Source organism: Streptomyces hygroscopicus subsp. hygroscopicus (assembly GCF_001553455.1).
Taxonomy (GTDB): Bacteria; Actinomycetota; Actinomycetes; order Streptomycetales; family Streptomycetaceae; genus Streptomyces; species Streptomyces hygroscopicus.
Genome location: NZ_BBOX01000153.1, coordinates 1 through 13,480, shown reverse-complemented (window position 1 = coordinate 13,480; position 13,480 = coordinate 1). Strand labels below are relative to the sequence as shown.

The 13,480-nt window shown below is 74.1% G+C and carries 12 protein-coding genes; 3 read left to right on the top strand and 9 right to left on the bottom strand.

All coding sequences use genetic code 11. The features are described from left to right. Window positions 1–27: 27 nt before the first annotated feature. From AXW62_RS17420 to AXW62_RS17385, 8 genes are all read right to left on the bottom strand, one after another. Window positions 28–711, bottom strand: a complete 684-nt coding sequence (locus AXW62_RS17420) for an SDR family NAD(P)-dependent oxidoreductase (RefSeq protein ID WP_060945339.1) — start codon at window positions 709–711, stop codon at window positions 28–30. Further along, window positions 704–1,900, bottom strand: a complete 1,197-nt coding sequence (locus AXW62_RS17415; protein WP_060945338.1) for a sialidase family protein — start codon at window positions 1,898–1,900, stop codon at window positions 704–706. Before AXW62_RS17415 ends, AXW62_RS17420 begins: the two co-directional genes overlap by 8 nt. A gap of 126 nt (window positions 1,901–2,026) precedes the next feature. After that, window positions 2,027–3,049 (bottom strand): aldo/keto reductase, encoded by a 1,023-nt coding sequence (locus tag AXW62_RS17410; RefSeq protein ID WP_060945337.1) that lies wholly within the window; start codon window positions 3,047–3,049, stop codon window positions 2,027–2,029. Further along, window positions 3,046–3,888 carry an ATP-binding cassette domain-containing protein gene (locus tag AXW62_RS17405; RefSeq protein WP_060945336.1) on the bottom strand — a complete coding sequence of 281 codons (843 nt, stop codon included), beginning with the start codon at window positions 3,886–3,888 and terminating at the stop codon, window positions 3,046–3,048. Before AXW62_RS17405 ends, AXW62_RS17410 begins: the two co-directional genes overlap by 4 nt. Continuing rightward, window positions 3,885–4,736, bottom strand: coding sequence for an ABC transporter ATP-binding protein (locus tag AXW62_RS17400; protein ID WP_060945335.1), 852 nt, complete (start codon window positions 4,734–4,736; stop codon window positions 3,885–3,887). Before AXW62_RS17400 ends, AXW62_RS17405 begins: the two co-directional genes overlap by 4 nt. Further along, a complete protein-coding gene (locus AXW62_RS17395) occupies window positions 4,733–5,680 on the bottom strand; it encodes an ABC transporter permease (RefSeq protein WP_060945334.1) in 948 nt (315 codons plus the stop codon). Before AXW62_RS17395 ends, AXW62_RS17400 begins: the two co-directional genes overlap by 4 nt. A gap of 1 nt (window position 5,681) precedes the next feature. Further along, entirely contained in the window at window positions 5,682–6,611 is a 930-nt protein-coding gene (locus AXW62_RS17390; RefSeq protein WP_060945333.1) for an ABC transporter permease, read from the bottom strand. Between the two features lie 3 nt (window positions 6,612–6,614). Next, on the bottom strand, window positions 6,615–8,201 hold the full coding sequence (locus AXW62_RS17385; RefSeq protein WP_060945332.1) for an ABC transporter substrate-binding protein: 1,587 nt from the start codon (window positions 8,199–8,201) through the stop codon (window positions 6,615–6,617). 236 nt (window positions 8,202–8,437) lie between these two features. Between AXW62_RS17385 and AXW62_RS45855 the strand changes: the two genes are divergently transcribed. From AXW62_RS45855 to AXW62_RS17370, 3 genes are read left to right on the top strand one after another with little or no spacing between them, the layout of a single operon-like run. After that, entirely contained in the window at window positions 8,438–10,561 is a 2,124-nt protein-coding gene (locus AXW62_RS45855) for a four-carbon acid sugar kinase family protein (protein WP_060945331.1), read from the top strand. Next, window positions 10,558–11,610, top strand: coding sequence for a 4-hydroxythreonine-4-phosphate dehydrogenase PdxA (pdxA, locus tag AXW62_RS17375; RefSeq protein ID WP_060945330.1), 1,053 nt, complete (start codon window positions 10,558–10,560; stop codon window positions 11,608–11,610). The genes AXW62_RS45855 and pdxA overlap by 4 nt, the downstream gene beginning before the upstream one ends. Before the next feature lie 31 nt (window positions 11,611–11,641). Further along, window positions 11,642–12,418, top strand: coding sequence for a DeoR/GlpR family DNA-binding transcription regulator (locus AXW62_RS17370; protein WP_060945329.1), 777 nt, complete (start codon window positions 11,642–11,644; stop codon window positions 12,416–12,418). A 443-nt stretch (window positions 12,419–12,861) separates the two neighbouring features. Here AXW62_RS17370 and AXW62_RS17365 read toward each other — a convergent pair. Continuing rightward, window positions 12,862–13,480: ATP-binding cassette domain-containing protein (locus AXW62_RS17365; protein WP_159060905.1), on the bottom strand; the 619-nt coding region annotated here is incomplete at its 5' end.

Here is a 13,480-nt window from a genome sequence, read left to right as displayed (position 1 = left end):
CGGTGTGAGACGCCCCTGAGACGCCCGTCAGAGTGAGGCGCCCGCGCACATCACCAGCGTCTGCCCGGTGACCGCGCCGCCCTCCGGCCCCAGCAGGAACGACGTCAGCCCCGCCACCTCCTCCGGACGGACCAGCCGGCCCAGCGGTGGCATCACCGGCGGGGTGCGGCTGCGGCCGGGGTCCCGCAGCATGGGAGTGTCCGTCGGTCCCGGTGCCACCACGTTCACCGTGACCGCCCGGGGCGCCAGCTCGGCCGCCCAGGACCGGGCCAGGGCGGGCAGCGCCGCCTTGGTCGCGGCGTACTGGCTCTTGCCCGGGACACCCGTCATCGTCCGGCTGCCCACCAGCACCACCCGGCCGCCGTCCACGACCCGGTCCACCAGCGTGTCGACCAGGACACTCGCCGCCTGCACATGGATCCGCCACATGAGGGAGCCGTCCCCGGCGTCGAGTTCGCCCAGCCGCGCCGAGCGCTGCACCCCTGCCGCGTGCACGATCGCGTCCACCGCGGACACCGGGGCGAGCGCCCCGGGGAGTCGCTCCGGCCGGGACAGGTCGGCCGGGATCCACCGCAGCCCCTGACCCGCGGGCGCGGGGGCCGTGCGGCTGATCCCGGTGATCCGCCAGCCCTCGTCCAGCAGCCGTGCGGCCACGGCGGCGCCGATACCGGAGCTGACACCGGTGACCACGGCGTGGCGGGGCTCAGACACCGGCCGCCCAATCGGGGGCGACCCGCACGTACTTGATGGCCTGGCGGTGGTAGGTGTACGCGATGTGCAGCGTGCCGTCGGAGCCCTGCCGGACGGTGGGGTAGGACAGCTCGCGGTTGAGCCGGTCGCGTGAGTTGTTGGTCAGGCAGTGGCCGTCGCCGGTGTCCAGATCGCGCCGTACCGGCCAGGTCAGGCCCTGGTCGGAGGAGAGGGCGAGGGTCATCGGGGCCCGGGGCGCGCCCCAGAAGGCGCCGGGTGCCGTGTCGTCGTGTGCGGCGGGCGGGGCGGGGGGTTCTCCGGCCCGCCCCTCGTCGTCGATCTCGTCGTAGAGGGAGACCCGGCGGGCCGTGGCGTCCGCCCGGCTGCTGTGGTTGTAGACCAGGGCGAGCCGTCCGTCGGCGAGCGGGACGTACTGCACCGAGGAGTTGTTGTTGGGCAGTTCGGTGCGGACCGGCTCGCTCCAGGTCTCCCCGCCGTCGGTGCTGTGCGAGCGGTACACCGCGTCCGCCCAGCGGCTGCGGAAGAGGGCCAGCAGGGTGGTGTCCGGCAGCTGGTGGACGTTCATGTGCACACAGCCGGTCGAACCCGGCACCGGCCGCTCGCGCCAGGTCCCGCCCTGGTCGTCACTGATCATCACCGCGCTGGTGTCACGGTCACCGGCCCATTTCACACCGGGGGTGGCCACGCAGTGGAACACCGGCAGCAGCCACCGCCCGGACTCCAGTACGGCCACCGGCTGACGGATGAACACCCCGCCCGCCGCGGTGGCCGGGAAGAGGGTGCGCGGCTCGCCCCAGGTGGCGCCCGCGTCGGCGGACACCCGCAGCCGGACCTCCGCGGTGTCCTGGTCGCCCGCCCGCTGGGCGGTGTAGAGCAGCCACAGCTCACCGCCCGGGGTGGGGAACAGCAGCGGATTCTGCTCCGAGCGGGTGGTGTCGTCGGAGAGCCGGACCGGCCGCGTCCAGGTGTCGGAGCCCGGGGCGAGCCGGGAGAACCACACGGAGATGTCGGGTACGCCCTCCTGGGTGCCGCCGAACCACACGCATCCGAGGTCCCCGCCGGGCAGCACGGTGAGGTTGGCGGCGTGGTTCTGCACGGCGGGCGCCGGCAGGAACGCCTCGAGGCGGGCCGGATCGCCGGGCCGTGGCCGCAGCCGGCCGTCGGCCTGTGCGCGGATATCGGTGGACACGGGTTCTCCTCAGCGGTGGGTGGTGCGGTCGTGGTCGGTCGCGGGCCGGAGGGTGCGCGGCTCCCCGCCGCTGCCGAGGCGCCTTCCGGTGCGCGGTCCGGCCGGGGCGGCGGGGTGCCGGGGCGGTCAGCGGTTGTACGCGGGCATCGGGCCGCGCAGCGTGGCGCCCACCTCGTCGCACGCCGCCGTCACGTCCACCGGGAGGGGTCCCGCGGTCGCGGCGGCGAGGTTGGCGCGGAGGTGTTCCACACGGGAGCCGCCGAGCAGCAGCGCGTCCACCCCGTCCCGGCCGAGCAGCCAGCGCAGCGAGAGGTCGACGAGCGGGATGCCCGCCTCCTCGGCGATCCGGGACAGGCTCCGCACGGCCTCGAAGAGCCCGGGGTCCCAGTAGCGCTGCCGGTACATGGCGGCCAGCCGGGAGTCGCCGAACCGGCCCGACCGCGGCTGTTCCGCGAATTGGTGACGTCCCGTCAGCAGCCCGCCGCCCAGCGGGTTGTAGACCATCGTGCGCAGTCCGCTGGTGGCCGCGTACTCCAGGTACTCCTCCTCGATCCGCCGCGCCAGCAGGTTGTACAGCTGCTGGGCCACCACCGGGCGCGGCGCGCCGACCCGCTCGGCGGTGTGGCTGACCTCGGCTATCTGCCAGGCGGCGTAGTTGGAGACGCCGAGCGCCCGGATCTTGCCCTCGGCGACGAACGCGGCGACCGTGCCCAGCGTCTCCTCCAGCGGTGTGGAGCGGTCGGGCTGGTGCAGGTAGAACAGGTCCACATGGTCGGTGCCCAGGCGGCGCAGGCTGCCTTCGAGGGCCGCGCGCATCCCGCGGGCGGACAGCGGTGCGTGGTCGCCGGTGTCGGGGTGCGGCATCCCGGCCTTGGTGGCGAGCACCACGCGGTCGCGGCGGCCGGGGAGCAGTTCGGCCAGGATCGTCTCGGTGCTGCCGCCCGCGTAGGCGTTCGCGGTGTCCACCCCCGTCACCCCGGCGTCCAGCGCGGTGTCCAGCATGGCGGCGGCGCCGGCGCGGTCCACCGTGTCACCGAAGGTCATGGTGCCCAGCACCAGCCGCGAGAGCGGCACCGGGATCCCCGGCAGGGCGGTCCCGCCGGGCGTCTCCTGGGGGGTGGTGTGGGGCTGGGGCGCATGCGCGTTCACTGCGTTGCTCCTGGTTCCTGGTCGCTGGCGATCGCGGACACGAGGGCGCGCGGTTTGCGTCCCCGCATGGTCGTCGGGTCGAGCGCCGCCCGCCGCAGCGCCCTGGTGTAGGGGTGGGCGGGCGCGGAGAGCACCGTGCCGGTCGGCCCGGACTCGATGATCCGCCCGCCGCGCATCACCACCACCTCGGAGCTGATCTCGCGGACCACGCCGAGGTTGTGGGAGATGACGATGCAGGCGAGGCCCTGTTCGGCCTGGAGCTCCCGCAGCAGCTGGAGCACCTGGGCCTGGACGGACACGTCCAGCGCGGAGGTGGCCTCGTCGCACACCAGCAGCTCGGGGCCGCTGGCCAGGGCGCGGGCGATGCCGATCCGCTGGCGCTGGCCGCCGGAGAACTCGGCGGGGCGCCGCCGGAGCGCGGTGGAGTCCAGCCCCACCTGGTCGATGAGGGCGGCGGCGCGGCGGGCCCGTTCGGCCCGGGAGCGCATGCCGTTCAGCCGCAGCGGCTCGGCCACGATCTCCTCGGCCGTCAGGTGCGGGTCCAGGGAGCCGTAGGGGTCCTGGAAGACCATCTGCACCCGTTTGCGCAGCGGGCGCAGCCGCCGCTCGGGCAGGCCCGCGATATCGGTTCCGTCCAGCAGGATCCGCCCCCGGGTGGGGCGCAGCAGCCGGACGATGGAGCGGGCGATGGTGGACTTGCCGCAGCCGGACTCGCCGACGACGCCGAGCGCGCCGCCGGGCGGCACGGTGAAGCTGACGCCGTCCACCGCGCGGAAGACACCGCCGGCGACCGGGTATTCCACCACCAGGTCCTCGACGGCCAGCAGGGGTGTGGTCACAGCGCCTCCTTGGCGGCAGCGGCGGCCGGGGCCTCGTCCCAGGGGCCCAGGGTGGGCACGGCGGCGAGCAGGTCGCGGGTGTAGCGCTCGCGGGGGTGGTCCACGATCTGCTCGACCGGTCCGGACTCCACGAACCGGCCGCCGCGCATCACGTGGATGCGGTCGGACACCAGCCGGGCCACGCCCAGGTCGTGGGTGATCATCAAGATGCCCACACCGGTGCGTTCCTGGAGTTCCATCAGCAGGTCGAGGACGCCCGCCTGGACGGTGACGTCCAGCGCCGAGGTCGGCTCGTCGGCCACCAGCAGCTCGGGCTCGGCGGCCAGCGCGATGGCGATGAGGACGCGTTGCAGCATGCCGCCGGAGAACTGGTGGGGGTAGGCGCCCCAGCGGGTCTCGGGGTGGGGGATCCGTACCCGGCCGAGCAGTTCGACGCCCCGGGCGCGGGCGTCGGCGCGGGACATCCCCGGGTGGCGCAGCCGGAGCGCCTCGCCCAGCTGGCGGCCGATGGTGTGCACCGGGCTGAGCGCGGTCATCGGGTCCTGGGGGATCAGGGAGACCCCGCGGCCGCGGATCCGGCCGGCCGCCTCGGGGTCGGCGATGACGTCGGCGCCGGAGATCCGGGCCGTTCCGGAGAGGACGGCGAGCCCTTCGGGCAGCAGCCGCAGCAGTCCCATCGCGGTGGTGGACTTCCCGGAGCCGGACTCGCCGATGATGGTCACCGTCTCGCCGGCGCCGATGGTGAAGCCGACCCCGTCGACCGCGCGCACCACACCGCGGTCGGTGATCAGCTCGATCTGCAGGTCCTCGACCTCCACCAGGGGGGTGGTGGCGCTGGTGTCACTCATCGGGAGCCCTCCGTCGCACGTCGGCGGGTACGGTCGCGCAGTCCGTCGCCCAGCAGGTTGACCCCGACCACCAGCAGCACGATGACGAGGCCGGGCAGGGTCACCAGCCACCACGAGGTGGTGATGTAGTCCTGGCCGTCGGAGATGATCCGGCCCCAGGTGGCGAACGGCCGCTGGGGACCGGCGCCGAGGTAGCTGAGGGCGCTCTCCAGCAGCACCGCCTGGGCGAGCAGCAGCAGGACCACGAGCGACGCCTGGCGGACGATGTTGGGGATGACGTGGCGGGTCAGGACGGCGATCCGGGGCAGCCCCAGCACCCGGGCGGCGGCCACGTACGGCTTCTCCCGCTCGACCAGCACCAGCGACCGGGTCAGCCGGGCCACCTCGGGCCACTGGGCGATGGCGATGACGCAGGTGATGACGGTGACGGAGGGGCCGAAGAGGGCGACGACGAGCAGCAGCATCATCAGCAGCGGCAGCGACATCTGGGCCTCCAGCAGCCGGGAGACGACGGTGTCCACCCAGCGGCCGTAGTACCCGGCGGCGGCGCCCGCGACGACGCCGATGAGGCCGGAGACCACGACGGCGAGCACGCCGACCGACAGCGACACCTGGCCGCCGTGCAGCACCCGGGAGAGCACATCGCGGCCGAGCTGGTCGGTGCCGAAGAGATGGCCGTCGGTCAGCGGGGCGAGCCGCCGCCGGGAGAGGTCCTGGTCGTTCGCGCCGGGCAGCGGCAGCACCTGGGCGAGGGCCACGGGCACCACCACCAGCAGGGTGCACACCGCGCCCACCCACAGTTTGAGGCGCGCGCCGCGGCGGCGCCGGGTGGCGGTGGCACGGGCCAGGTCCCTGGCGGTGACCGCGCTGGGGCGGGGCGCGGGGCCGGTCCCGGCGACGGCCGGGGGTTCGGCGGCGGCCGGGGGTTCGGGGGCGCCTTTCATCTCAGGCCGCCTTTCCCAGGCGCACCCGCGGGTCGAGCAGCGGGTAGGCCAGGTCGATGAGGAGTTGGACGAGGACCGCCAGGGCGGCGGTGACCAGGACGGTCGCCTGGATCAGCGGATAGTCGCGGGTCTCCAGGGCGCGCACGACGAGCGAGCCGACACCGGGCCAGCCGAAGACCACCTCGACCACCACCACGCCGTTGAGCATCGCGGCGAAGCGGGTGCCGAGCGCGGTGAGCACCGGAATGGCGGAGTTGCCCATGGCGTAGCGCCAGGTCAGTGCCCGGGTCGAGACACCGCGGGAGCGGGCGACGGTGACGTACGGCGAGGCGAGCGCCGCCACCATCTCACGGCGGACCAGCCGGGAGATCAGCGCCATCTGGAGGATCGCCACCGTCACGGTGGGCAGCACCAGTCCGCCCCAGGTGGTGAAGCCGGAGGCGGGCAGCACCGGCACCAGCACGGCGAAGACGGTCAGCAGCATCACACCGATCCAGAAGTCCGGCATGGACTGCCCGGCGATGGTCAGCACATTGGCGCCCAGCTCCCGCTTGGTGTCGGCGCGGCGGGCCATCCACACGCCCAGCGGCACGGCCACCAGCGCGGTGAGGGCGATCGCGGAGAGGGAGAGGGTGATGGTGTACGGCACCCGGTCGAGCACCACGTCCAGGGCCGGGGCGTGGAAGGAGTAGCTGGTGCCGAGGTCGCCGGTGAACAGATCGCGCAGGAAGACCCCGTACTGGGTGAGCAGTCCACGGTCGAGGCCGAACTGCTCGCGGATCCGGGCGAGGTCCGCGCTGGTGGGGTTGGGCCCGGCCAGGGCCGAGGCGGGGTCGCCGGGTGCCATGCGGACCAGTACGAAGACGGTGGAGAGGGTCAGGAAGACGGTCAGGACGCTCTGGCCCAGGCGGCGTATCAGATAGCGGGTCACGGCTCAGCCCTCCAGCCGCACGGCGGCGAGGTCGTAGGAGTTGAGCTGGAGCAGGCCCACGTCGCGCACCCGGGTGCGGCGGGCCAGCACCACATCGGGGACGAAGGCCCACAGGCAGGGCCGGGTGTCCCAGATCCGCTTCTGGACGGCGGCGAGCTTCTCGTTCCGCGCCTTCTCGTCGGTTTCCGAGGAGGCGTCGGCCAGCCGGGCGGCGATCTCGGGGAAGACGTAGCCCTGGTAGGTGTCCCGGGTCTTCTCCTTCTCCGGGGTGCCGCCGTACATGCCCTGGAGACTGGTGGAGGCGTGGCCGGTGGGAACGGAGAAGCCGTTGCCGAGGACGTCCCAGTCGCCCCGGCGGCCCTGCCGCCACTGCAGGATGTCGCCGCCCGGTTCGAACTGCTGGAGGGTGGCGCGGACGCCGACCGCGCGCAGCATCTCCAGCACGGCCTCCATCACCGAGGTGTCCGCGGGGAACTCCCCGGACTCCCAGATGATCTTCACTTTGAGATCGCTCGCGCCCAGCGCGGCGAGGCGTTTGCGGGCCTTGCCCGGGTCATGGACATAACGGCCGGTGCGCACCGAGCCCTTGAGGGCGAGCGGGACCACGCCCTCGGCCTGCTGGGCGGAACCGGTGAGCACATCGCGCACCAGGGACTCGCCGTCGATGGCGTAGCTGAGCGCCTCGCGCACCCGGGGATCGGCCAGCGGATGGCCGCGCGGTTTGCGGAAGTTGAAGAACAGCTGGTTGACACGGGTGCCCGAGGTGCGGTCCAGACGTACCCCCGGCAGCCCCTTGAGCTGCTCGGCCGAGTCGGGGGTGATGGTGTCGATGACGTCCAGCTCACCGCTGCGCACGGCGACGACACGGCTGGACTCCTCGGGGACGAAGCGCACCCGGACCCGCTCGACGGCGGGGCGCCGCCCCCAGTACCGGGGGTTGGCGGCCAGGGAGTACTCCCCGGTGCCGGAGTTGGCCGAGGTGACCACGTACGGGCCGGAGCCGACACCGCCGGACAGCTCCCCGGGCCGGTTCGCGGCGGCGGGGCTGATCAGGATGTTGGCCATCAGCTGGTCGAGGATGGGGACCGGGCGTTCGGTGTGCAGCCGGAAGGTGCGCTCGTCGACCGGCTCGACGGTGGGCATCTCGGGGAAGAGCCCGACGATGAACGAGCCGTTGACGCCCGCGTACATCTTCAGCGCGGTCGAGACGTCCTTGACGGTGACCGGAGTGCCGTCGGAGTAGCGGGCCCCCCGGCGCAGCCGCACCGTCCAGGCGGTGGGCTCGGTCATCTCGAAGCGGTCGGCGAGCACCAGCTCGGGCCGGAGCCCCTTGCCGATCCGGGTCAGCGCCTGGCGCACCGCACGCTGCACCGTGACCGCCGCGTCGAACTGGTTGAGCTTGTTGTCCAGGCTGACCAGCGAGCGGTTCAGCCCGAGGCTGATGGCGCCGGGCCCGGGGGCGCCGGTGGGACCCGCGCACCCGGCGAGCGGGGCAAGGGCGATACCTGCGGAAGCGCCTGCTCCCAGGCGCAGCACGGACCGGCGGCTGAGGGCCGGGCCGAAGGGGATACGGGTCTCGATACGGGTCATCGTTGACCTCTCGGCGGTTCTGAGGCGAGCGACCGGCTCGCTCGACCCGTGCGGCGCCGGGCTGGCGGGCCGTACGGGTCAAGGTGTCGCGGCGGTCACCGTGACACGACTGCGCGATTTACGCAATACTCCTCGCGCACTTCGCGCAACGTATGTCATCATCATCGAGACCGCGGAGCCGACGTCCACGACGTCGGATCACCCCGCCCGTCATGGTCATTCGAGGAGGTACCGGCATGACGACCGGTCGGATGCTGTTGGCCATCGCGGATGACCTGTCCGGCGCCGCCGAGACGGCCGCCGCCCTTCACTCGCGCACAACACGCAGCCGGGTTCTGCTCGTTGGCAGGTCCGGTGAGGGGGACGGCGGTGCGCCGGCGGCGCCGCGCCCACGACGTCCCGGCGAAGGAGACGGGGGTGCGCCGACAGCGGCGCACCCGCCACACCCCGGCGAGGGGGACGGCGGTGCGCCGGCGGCGGCGCACCCGCCACATGGGCACAACGATGCGCTGGCGGCATCGCGCCCGCCACACCCCGGCGAGGCGACCGTCCTGGACCTCGACTCCCGCTATCGACCGGCCGCCGAGGCGGCCGAGGCGGTCCGCGACGCGCTGCGGCTGTCTTCGCCCGACGGGGACACCCTGGTCCTCAAGAAGATCGACTCACTGCTGCGGGGCAATCTCGCCGCCGAGATCGGCGCGCTCGCCGAGGACGGCGCGGGCGTGGTCCTCGCCCCCGCGCTGCCGGTCGGCGGGCGCGTGGTGCGCTCGGGGGTGGTGTACGTCAACGGGGTGGCGCTCCACGAGAGCGACGCATGGCGCTTGGAGGCCACGCCCGCGCCGCGTTCGATCGCGGAGGCTCTCGACGGGCTCCCCACCACGCCGATCCCGCTCAGCACCGTACGGGCTCCCGGCCACTGGCTGCTGTCCGCGCTGCGGACGGCCACGGACGACGGACGGGTGGCGGTGTGCGACGCGGAGACCGACGCCGACTTGGACGCGATCGTCGAGGCGTCGCTCGCCGTCGGGCCACGCCTGCGGCTGGTCGGCTCCGGCGGACTGGCGCTGGCCCTCGGCCGCCGGCTGGCGGCGACGCCCTCGCCCACCGTGACCCGCGCGGCCACCCTGGCGCCGAGGAGCACCACGCCCGGCACGGCCACCTCGGCGCTGACCAGCACCACGCCGGGCGCGACCAACCAGGCGCCCGTACGGGACACCGCGTCCCGCGCCAACCCGGCGTCACCAGGGCCGGGCACCGCCGCCCCCGCCGCCACCCCACCGTCACCGAGCACCACGCCCACCGCGGCCACCCCCGCACCGCCACGAGACACCGCGGCCCACGCGGCCACCCGCGCGACGACGAACACCACGCCAGGCGCCACCAACCAGGCGCCGCCACCGGACACCGCGGCCCCCGCCAACCCACCGCCACCAGGGCCGGACACCGCGTCCCACACCACCCCACCGTCACCAGGGCCAGACACCGGCGCCCTCCCCGCCACCCCACCGTCACCGAGCCCCGGCCGCCGAGTGCTGGTCGTCGTCGGCACGGCCGAACCGGCGGCCGTGGAACAGATCCGACGCCTGGTCGAGGACGGAGCGATCCACCACCCGCTCCCGCTCGACGCGCTGATGGCGGACGGCCCCCCGGTGCGGTTGCCCCCGATGACGGCCCCGGTCACGGTCGTCTCCCTCTCCGCCCCGTCCGGCCCCCCGCCGGCGGCTCCCGGTCCGGCGACGCCGCACACGCCCACCGCCGCCCCGGCGCCCGGCGCGGCGGCCCTCCCCTCGCCCCGTCCCGCGCCCGAGGCCACCGCACGCGGCCCCCTGTCCGCCGCGACACCACCGTCCGGCGGCGGAGCCGACGACCGCACGGAACCAGATCGCATGGGTCCGAATCCCACGGGTCCGAATTGCGCGGGTCCGGATCACACGGGTCCGAATCCCACGGAACCCCATCTCAGAGAACCGGATCGCGCAGGACCTGATCTCAGAGAACCGGATCCCGCGGGCCCGGATCACACAGAGCCGGACCGGGGGCCGGACCGGGGGCCGGAACGGCCGTCCGCACGGCGGCTGGTGCACGGCCTCGCCCGCGCCGTCCGCGACGCCGTCGCCGCGCACCCCGGCGCCCTCGACCTCGTCCTGACCGGCGGTGAGACCGCACGCCGGGTGCTGGACGCGCTGGCGGTGACCGAGCTCGACCCGGTCGGCCAGGTGCACCACGGCGCCGTCCACCTCTCCACCCCCGACGGCCGATCCGTCGTGACCCGACCGGGCAGCTTCGGCGATCCCGACTCCCTGCGCCACATCGTCCAGGCGCTGCGCCCCCACCCGACCGAACGGAAGGTCACCTCATGAACCCCTCCACCAACCTCGCCCCCACCGGGGCCGCTGGTGCGGACGCGGATGCCGCGATTCCGCTCATCGCGGTCACCATGGGCGACGGCGCCGGTATCGGCCCCGAGGTGGTCGTCCCCGCGCTGCTCGACCAGGACACCCTGCGGCGCTGCCGCCCGGTAGTGATCGGGGACGCGGAGCGGCTGCGGCAGGCCGCCCGGCTGCGCGGCGTCAGCTGCGAGGTCGTCACCGTGGCCACGCCCGGTGAGGCGGTGTTCACCCCGGGCCGGATCAACGTCATCGACCTCGGGCTGCTCCCCGCCGACCTGCCCTGGGGCGAACTCTCCCCGGTGGCCGGGGACGCGGCCTACCAGTACGTACGGGCCGCCGCCGAACTCGCCATGAACGGTGAGGTGCAGGGCATCTGCACCGCGCCGCTCAACAAGGAGGCGCTGCACGCGGGCGGCCATGTCTTCCCCGGCCACACCGAACTGCTGGCCCAGCTCACCGGGGTCGAGGAGGTGTCGATGATGCTGGCCACCCCCACCGTGAAGGTCATTCACGTCACCACCCACATCGGACTCATCGACGCGGTGCGGAAGATCGAGCCGGGCCTGGTCGAGCGCACCGTGCGCCGCGGCCACGAGGCGATGGTCCGCGCCGGCACCCCGGAGCCGGTGATCGGGGTGTGCGGGATCAATCCGCACGCCGGGGAGAACGGCCTGTTCGGCTACGGCGAGGAGGAGGAGAAGATCGTGCCCGCGCTGGAGGTGCTGCGCGCCGACGGCATCGACGCCCGCGGCCCGCTTCCCGCCGACACCGCCTTCTTCCTGGCCGGGCGCGGCGACTACGACCTGATCGTGGCGATGTACCACGACCAGGGGCACGGCCCGGTCAAGGTGCTGGGCCTGGAGGCCGGGGTCAACCTGACCGTGGGTCTGCCCGTCATCCGCACCTCCGTCGACCACGGCACCGCCTTCGACATCGCCGGTACCGGCACGGCCGACGCCGGTAGCATGATCGAGGCGCTGCGGCAGGCCGCCGAGATGGCGCCGACCCCCGCCCGCTGACATCGAGCCCCCGTTGAGGAACGCGAGTGATATGCCGGTGAACGGAGCGCGGGCCCGGCGCGACCAGATCGTCCACCTCGCCACGACCACGGGCCTGACCAGCGTGGAGGAGCTGTCCCGCACCTTCGGCGTCACCGCCTCCACCATCCGCCGTGACCTCGCCCAGCTCACCGCCGACGGGCGGCTGGCGCGGACGTACGGCGGGGCGATGGCCCTGGTCGCCCACCCGGAGGCATCGCTGCGCCAGCGCACCGGCGAGGCGTTCGAGGCCAAGCGGGCCATCGCGCGGTGGGCCGCGTCGACGGTCCGCACCGGGGAGACGGTGCTGCTCGACGCCGGGTCCACCGTCGGCGCCCTCGCCCATGAGCTGCGCACCGCCGAGGAGCTCACGGTGGCCACGACCGGGCTCACCGCACTCCAGGAGCTCGCCGATGTGGAGACCGTGCGGGTGGAATGTCTCGGCGGTACGCTCCGACCGCTGAGCCAGAGCTTCCTCGGCCCGCTCACCGAGGCCGCTCTGGAACGCATGACGTTCGACCGGGTCTTCCTGGGCGCCGACGGGGTGACGGCCGAGCACGGCATCTGCGAGGCGGACCTGCGCCAGACCCGGCTGAAGGAGCTGATGGCCCGCCGGGCGGAGACGGTGTACGTACTGGCGCACTCCGCGAAGATCGGCCGCCGCCCCTTCCACACCTGGGTGCGGCTGCCGCCCGGCTGGACCCTGGTCACCGACGGCGGCGCCGACGCGGCCGAGATCCGGGCGCTGCGCGCCCAGGGGGTCGAGATCACCGTCGTGGAGGGCGGGTGACCACCACACGCCGGTGAACGGCCGTGGCCCCTCATGCGCTGGAGAGGCCGACGGTCCGTCGCCCTCTCCTGCGCGGTCACGGTCGGCCGGGCGGGCGGGTGGCGCCGGACCCGTGAGCCATCAGCGGCGTACGCACGTCGCAGCCATGCACACGCCGGGGACGGCCGCGCACATGCCGGGTACGTCCAGGTACGGCCGTACGCGAAGGCCGTACGCAAACCAGGTGCGCCCCAGCCGCGCACACGCCAGCCCAGGGGCGACCGGTACGCAAACCAGCTGCGGCCCGGCCATGCACGCGCCAGGGACGGCCCTACGCAAACCAAGTACGCCCCGGCCGTACACACGCCAGGTGCGCCCCGGCCATGCACACGCCAGGCCAGGGACTTCCGTACGCAGGCCGGGGACCGCCGTACGCACCTCGGGCCGCCCGTATCCGTACCTCCTCATGCGCGGCCGTGCCAGGACTCCCAGAGCGCGGCGTACGCACCCCCGCGCGCCACTAGTTCGTGGTGCGTGCCGAGTTCGCTGATCCGCCCGTCCGCCATGACCGCCACCCGGTCGGCGTCGTGCGCGGTGTGCAGCCGGTGCGCGATGGCGATGACGGTACGCCCCTCGAGCAGGGCCGCGAGGGAGCGCTCCAAGCGGCGGGCCGCACGGGGATCGAGCAGCGACGTGGCCTCGTCCAGCACCAGGGTGTGCGGATCGGCCAGGACCAGCCGGGCCAGGGACAGCTGCTGGACCCGGTCCGGCGCCAGGGCCGCGCCGCCCGCCCCCACCCGTGCGTCCAGCCCCAGCTCCAGGGCCCACTCCCGGGCCCCGACCGCGTCCAGGGCCCGCTCCAGCTCGGCGTCGGCGGCCTCGGGCCTGACGATGAGCAGATTGTCCCGGAGTGTCCCGGAGAAGACATACGTCTCCTGGGTCACCAGGGCCACCTGCCCGCGCAGCCGCTCCGGGGAGAGCCCGGCGAGCGGCACCCCGCCGACGGTCACCGAACCGGTGCGCGGCGCGTCGATCCCGGCGAGCAGTCGGCCGAGGGTGGACTTGCCCGCACCCGACGGTCCG

What these genes read in the sequence shown, in the direction of transcription:
- AXW62_RS17400 (WP_060945335.1), bottom strand. Translation starts at nt 4,736, where the DNA reads ATGAGTGACACCAGCGCCACCACCCCCCTGGTGGAGGTCGAGGACCTG.
- AXW62_RS17395 (WP_060945334.1), bottom strand. Translation starts at nt 5,680, where the DNA reads ATGAAAGGCGCCCCCGAACCCCCGGCCGCCGCCGAACCCCCGGCCGTC.
- AXW62_RS17385 (WP_060945332.1), bottom strand. Translation starts at nt 8,201, where the DNA reads ATGACCCGTATCGAGACCCGTATCCCCTTCGGCCCGGCCCTCAGCCGC.
- AXW62_RS45855 (WP_060945331.1), top strand. Translation starts at nt 8,438, where the DNA reads ATGACGACCGGTCGGATGCTGTTGGCCATCGCGGATGACCTGTCCGGC.
- pdxA (WP_060945330.1), top strand. Translation starts at nt 10,558, where the DNA reads ATGAACCCCTCCACCAACCTCGCCCCCACCGGGGCCGCTGGTGCGGAC.
- AXW62_RS17370 (WP_060945329.1), top strand. Translation starts at nt 11,642, where the DNA reads ATGCCGGTGAACGGAGCGCGGGCCCGGCGCGACCAGATCGTCCACCTC.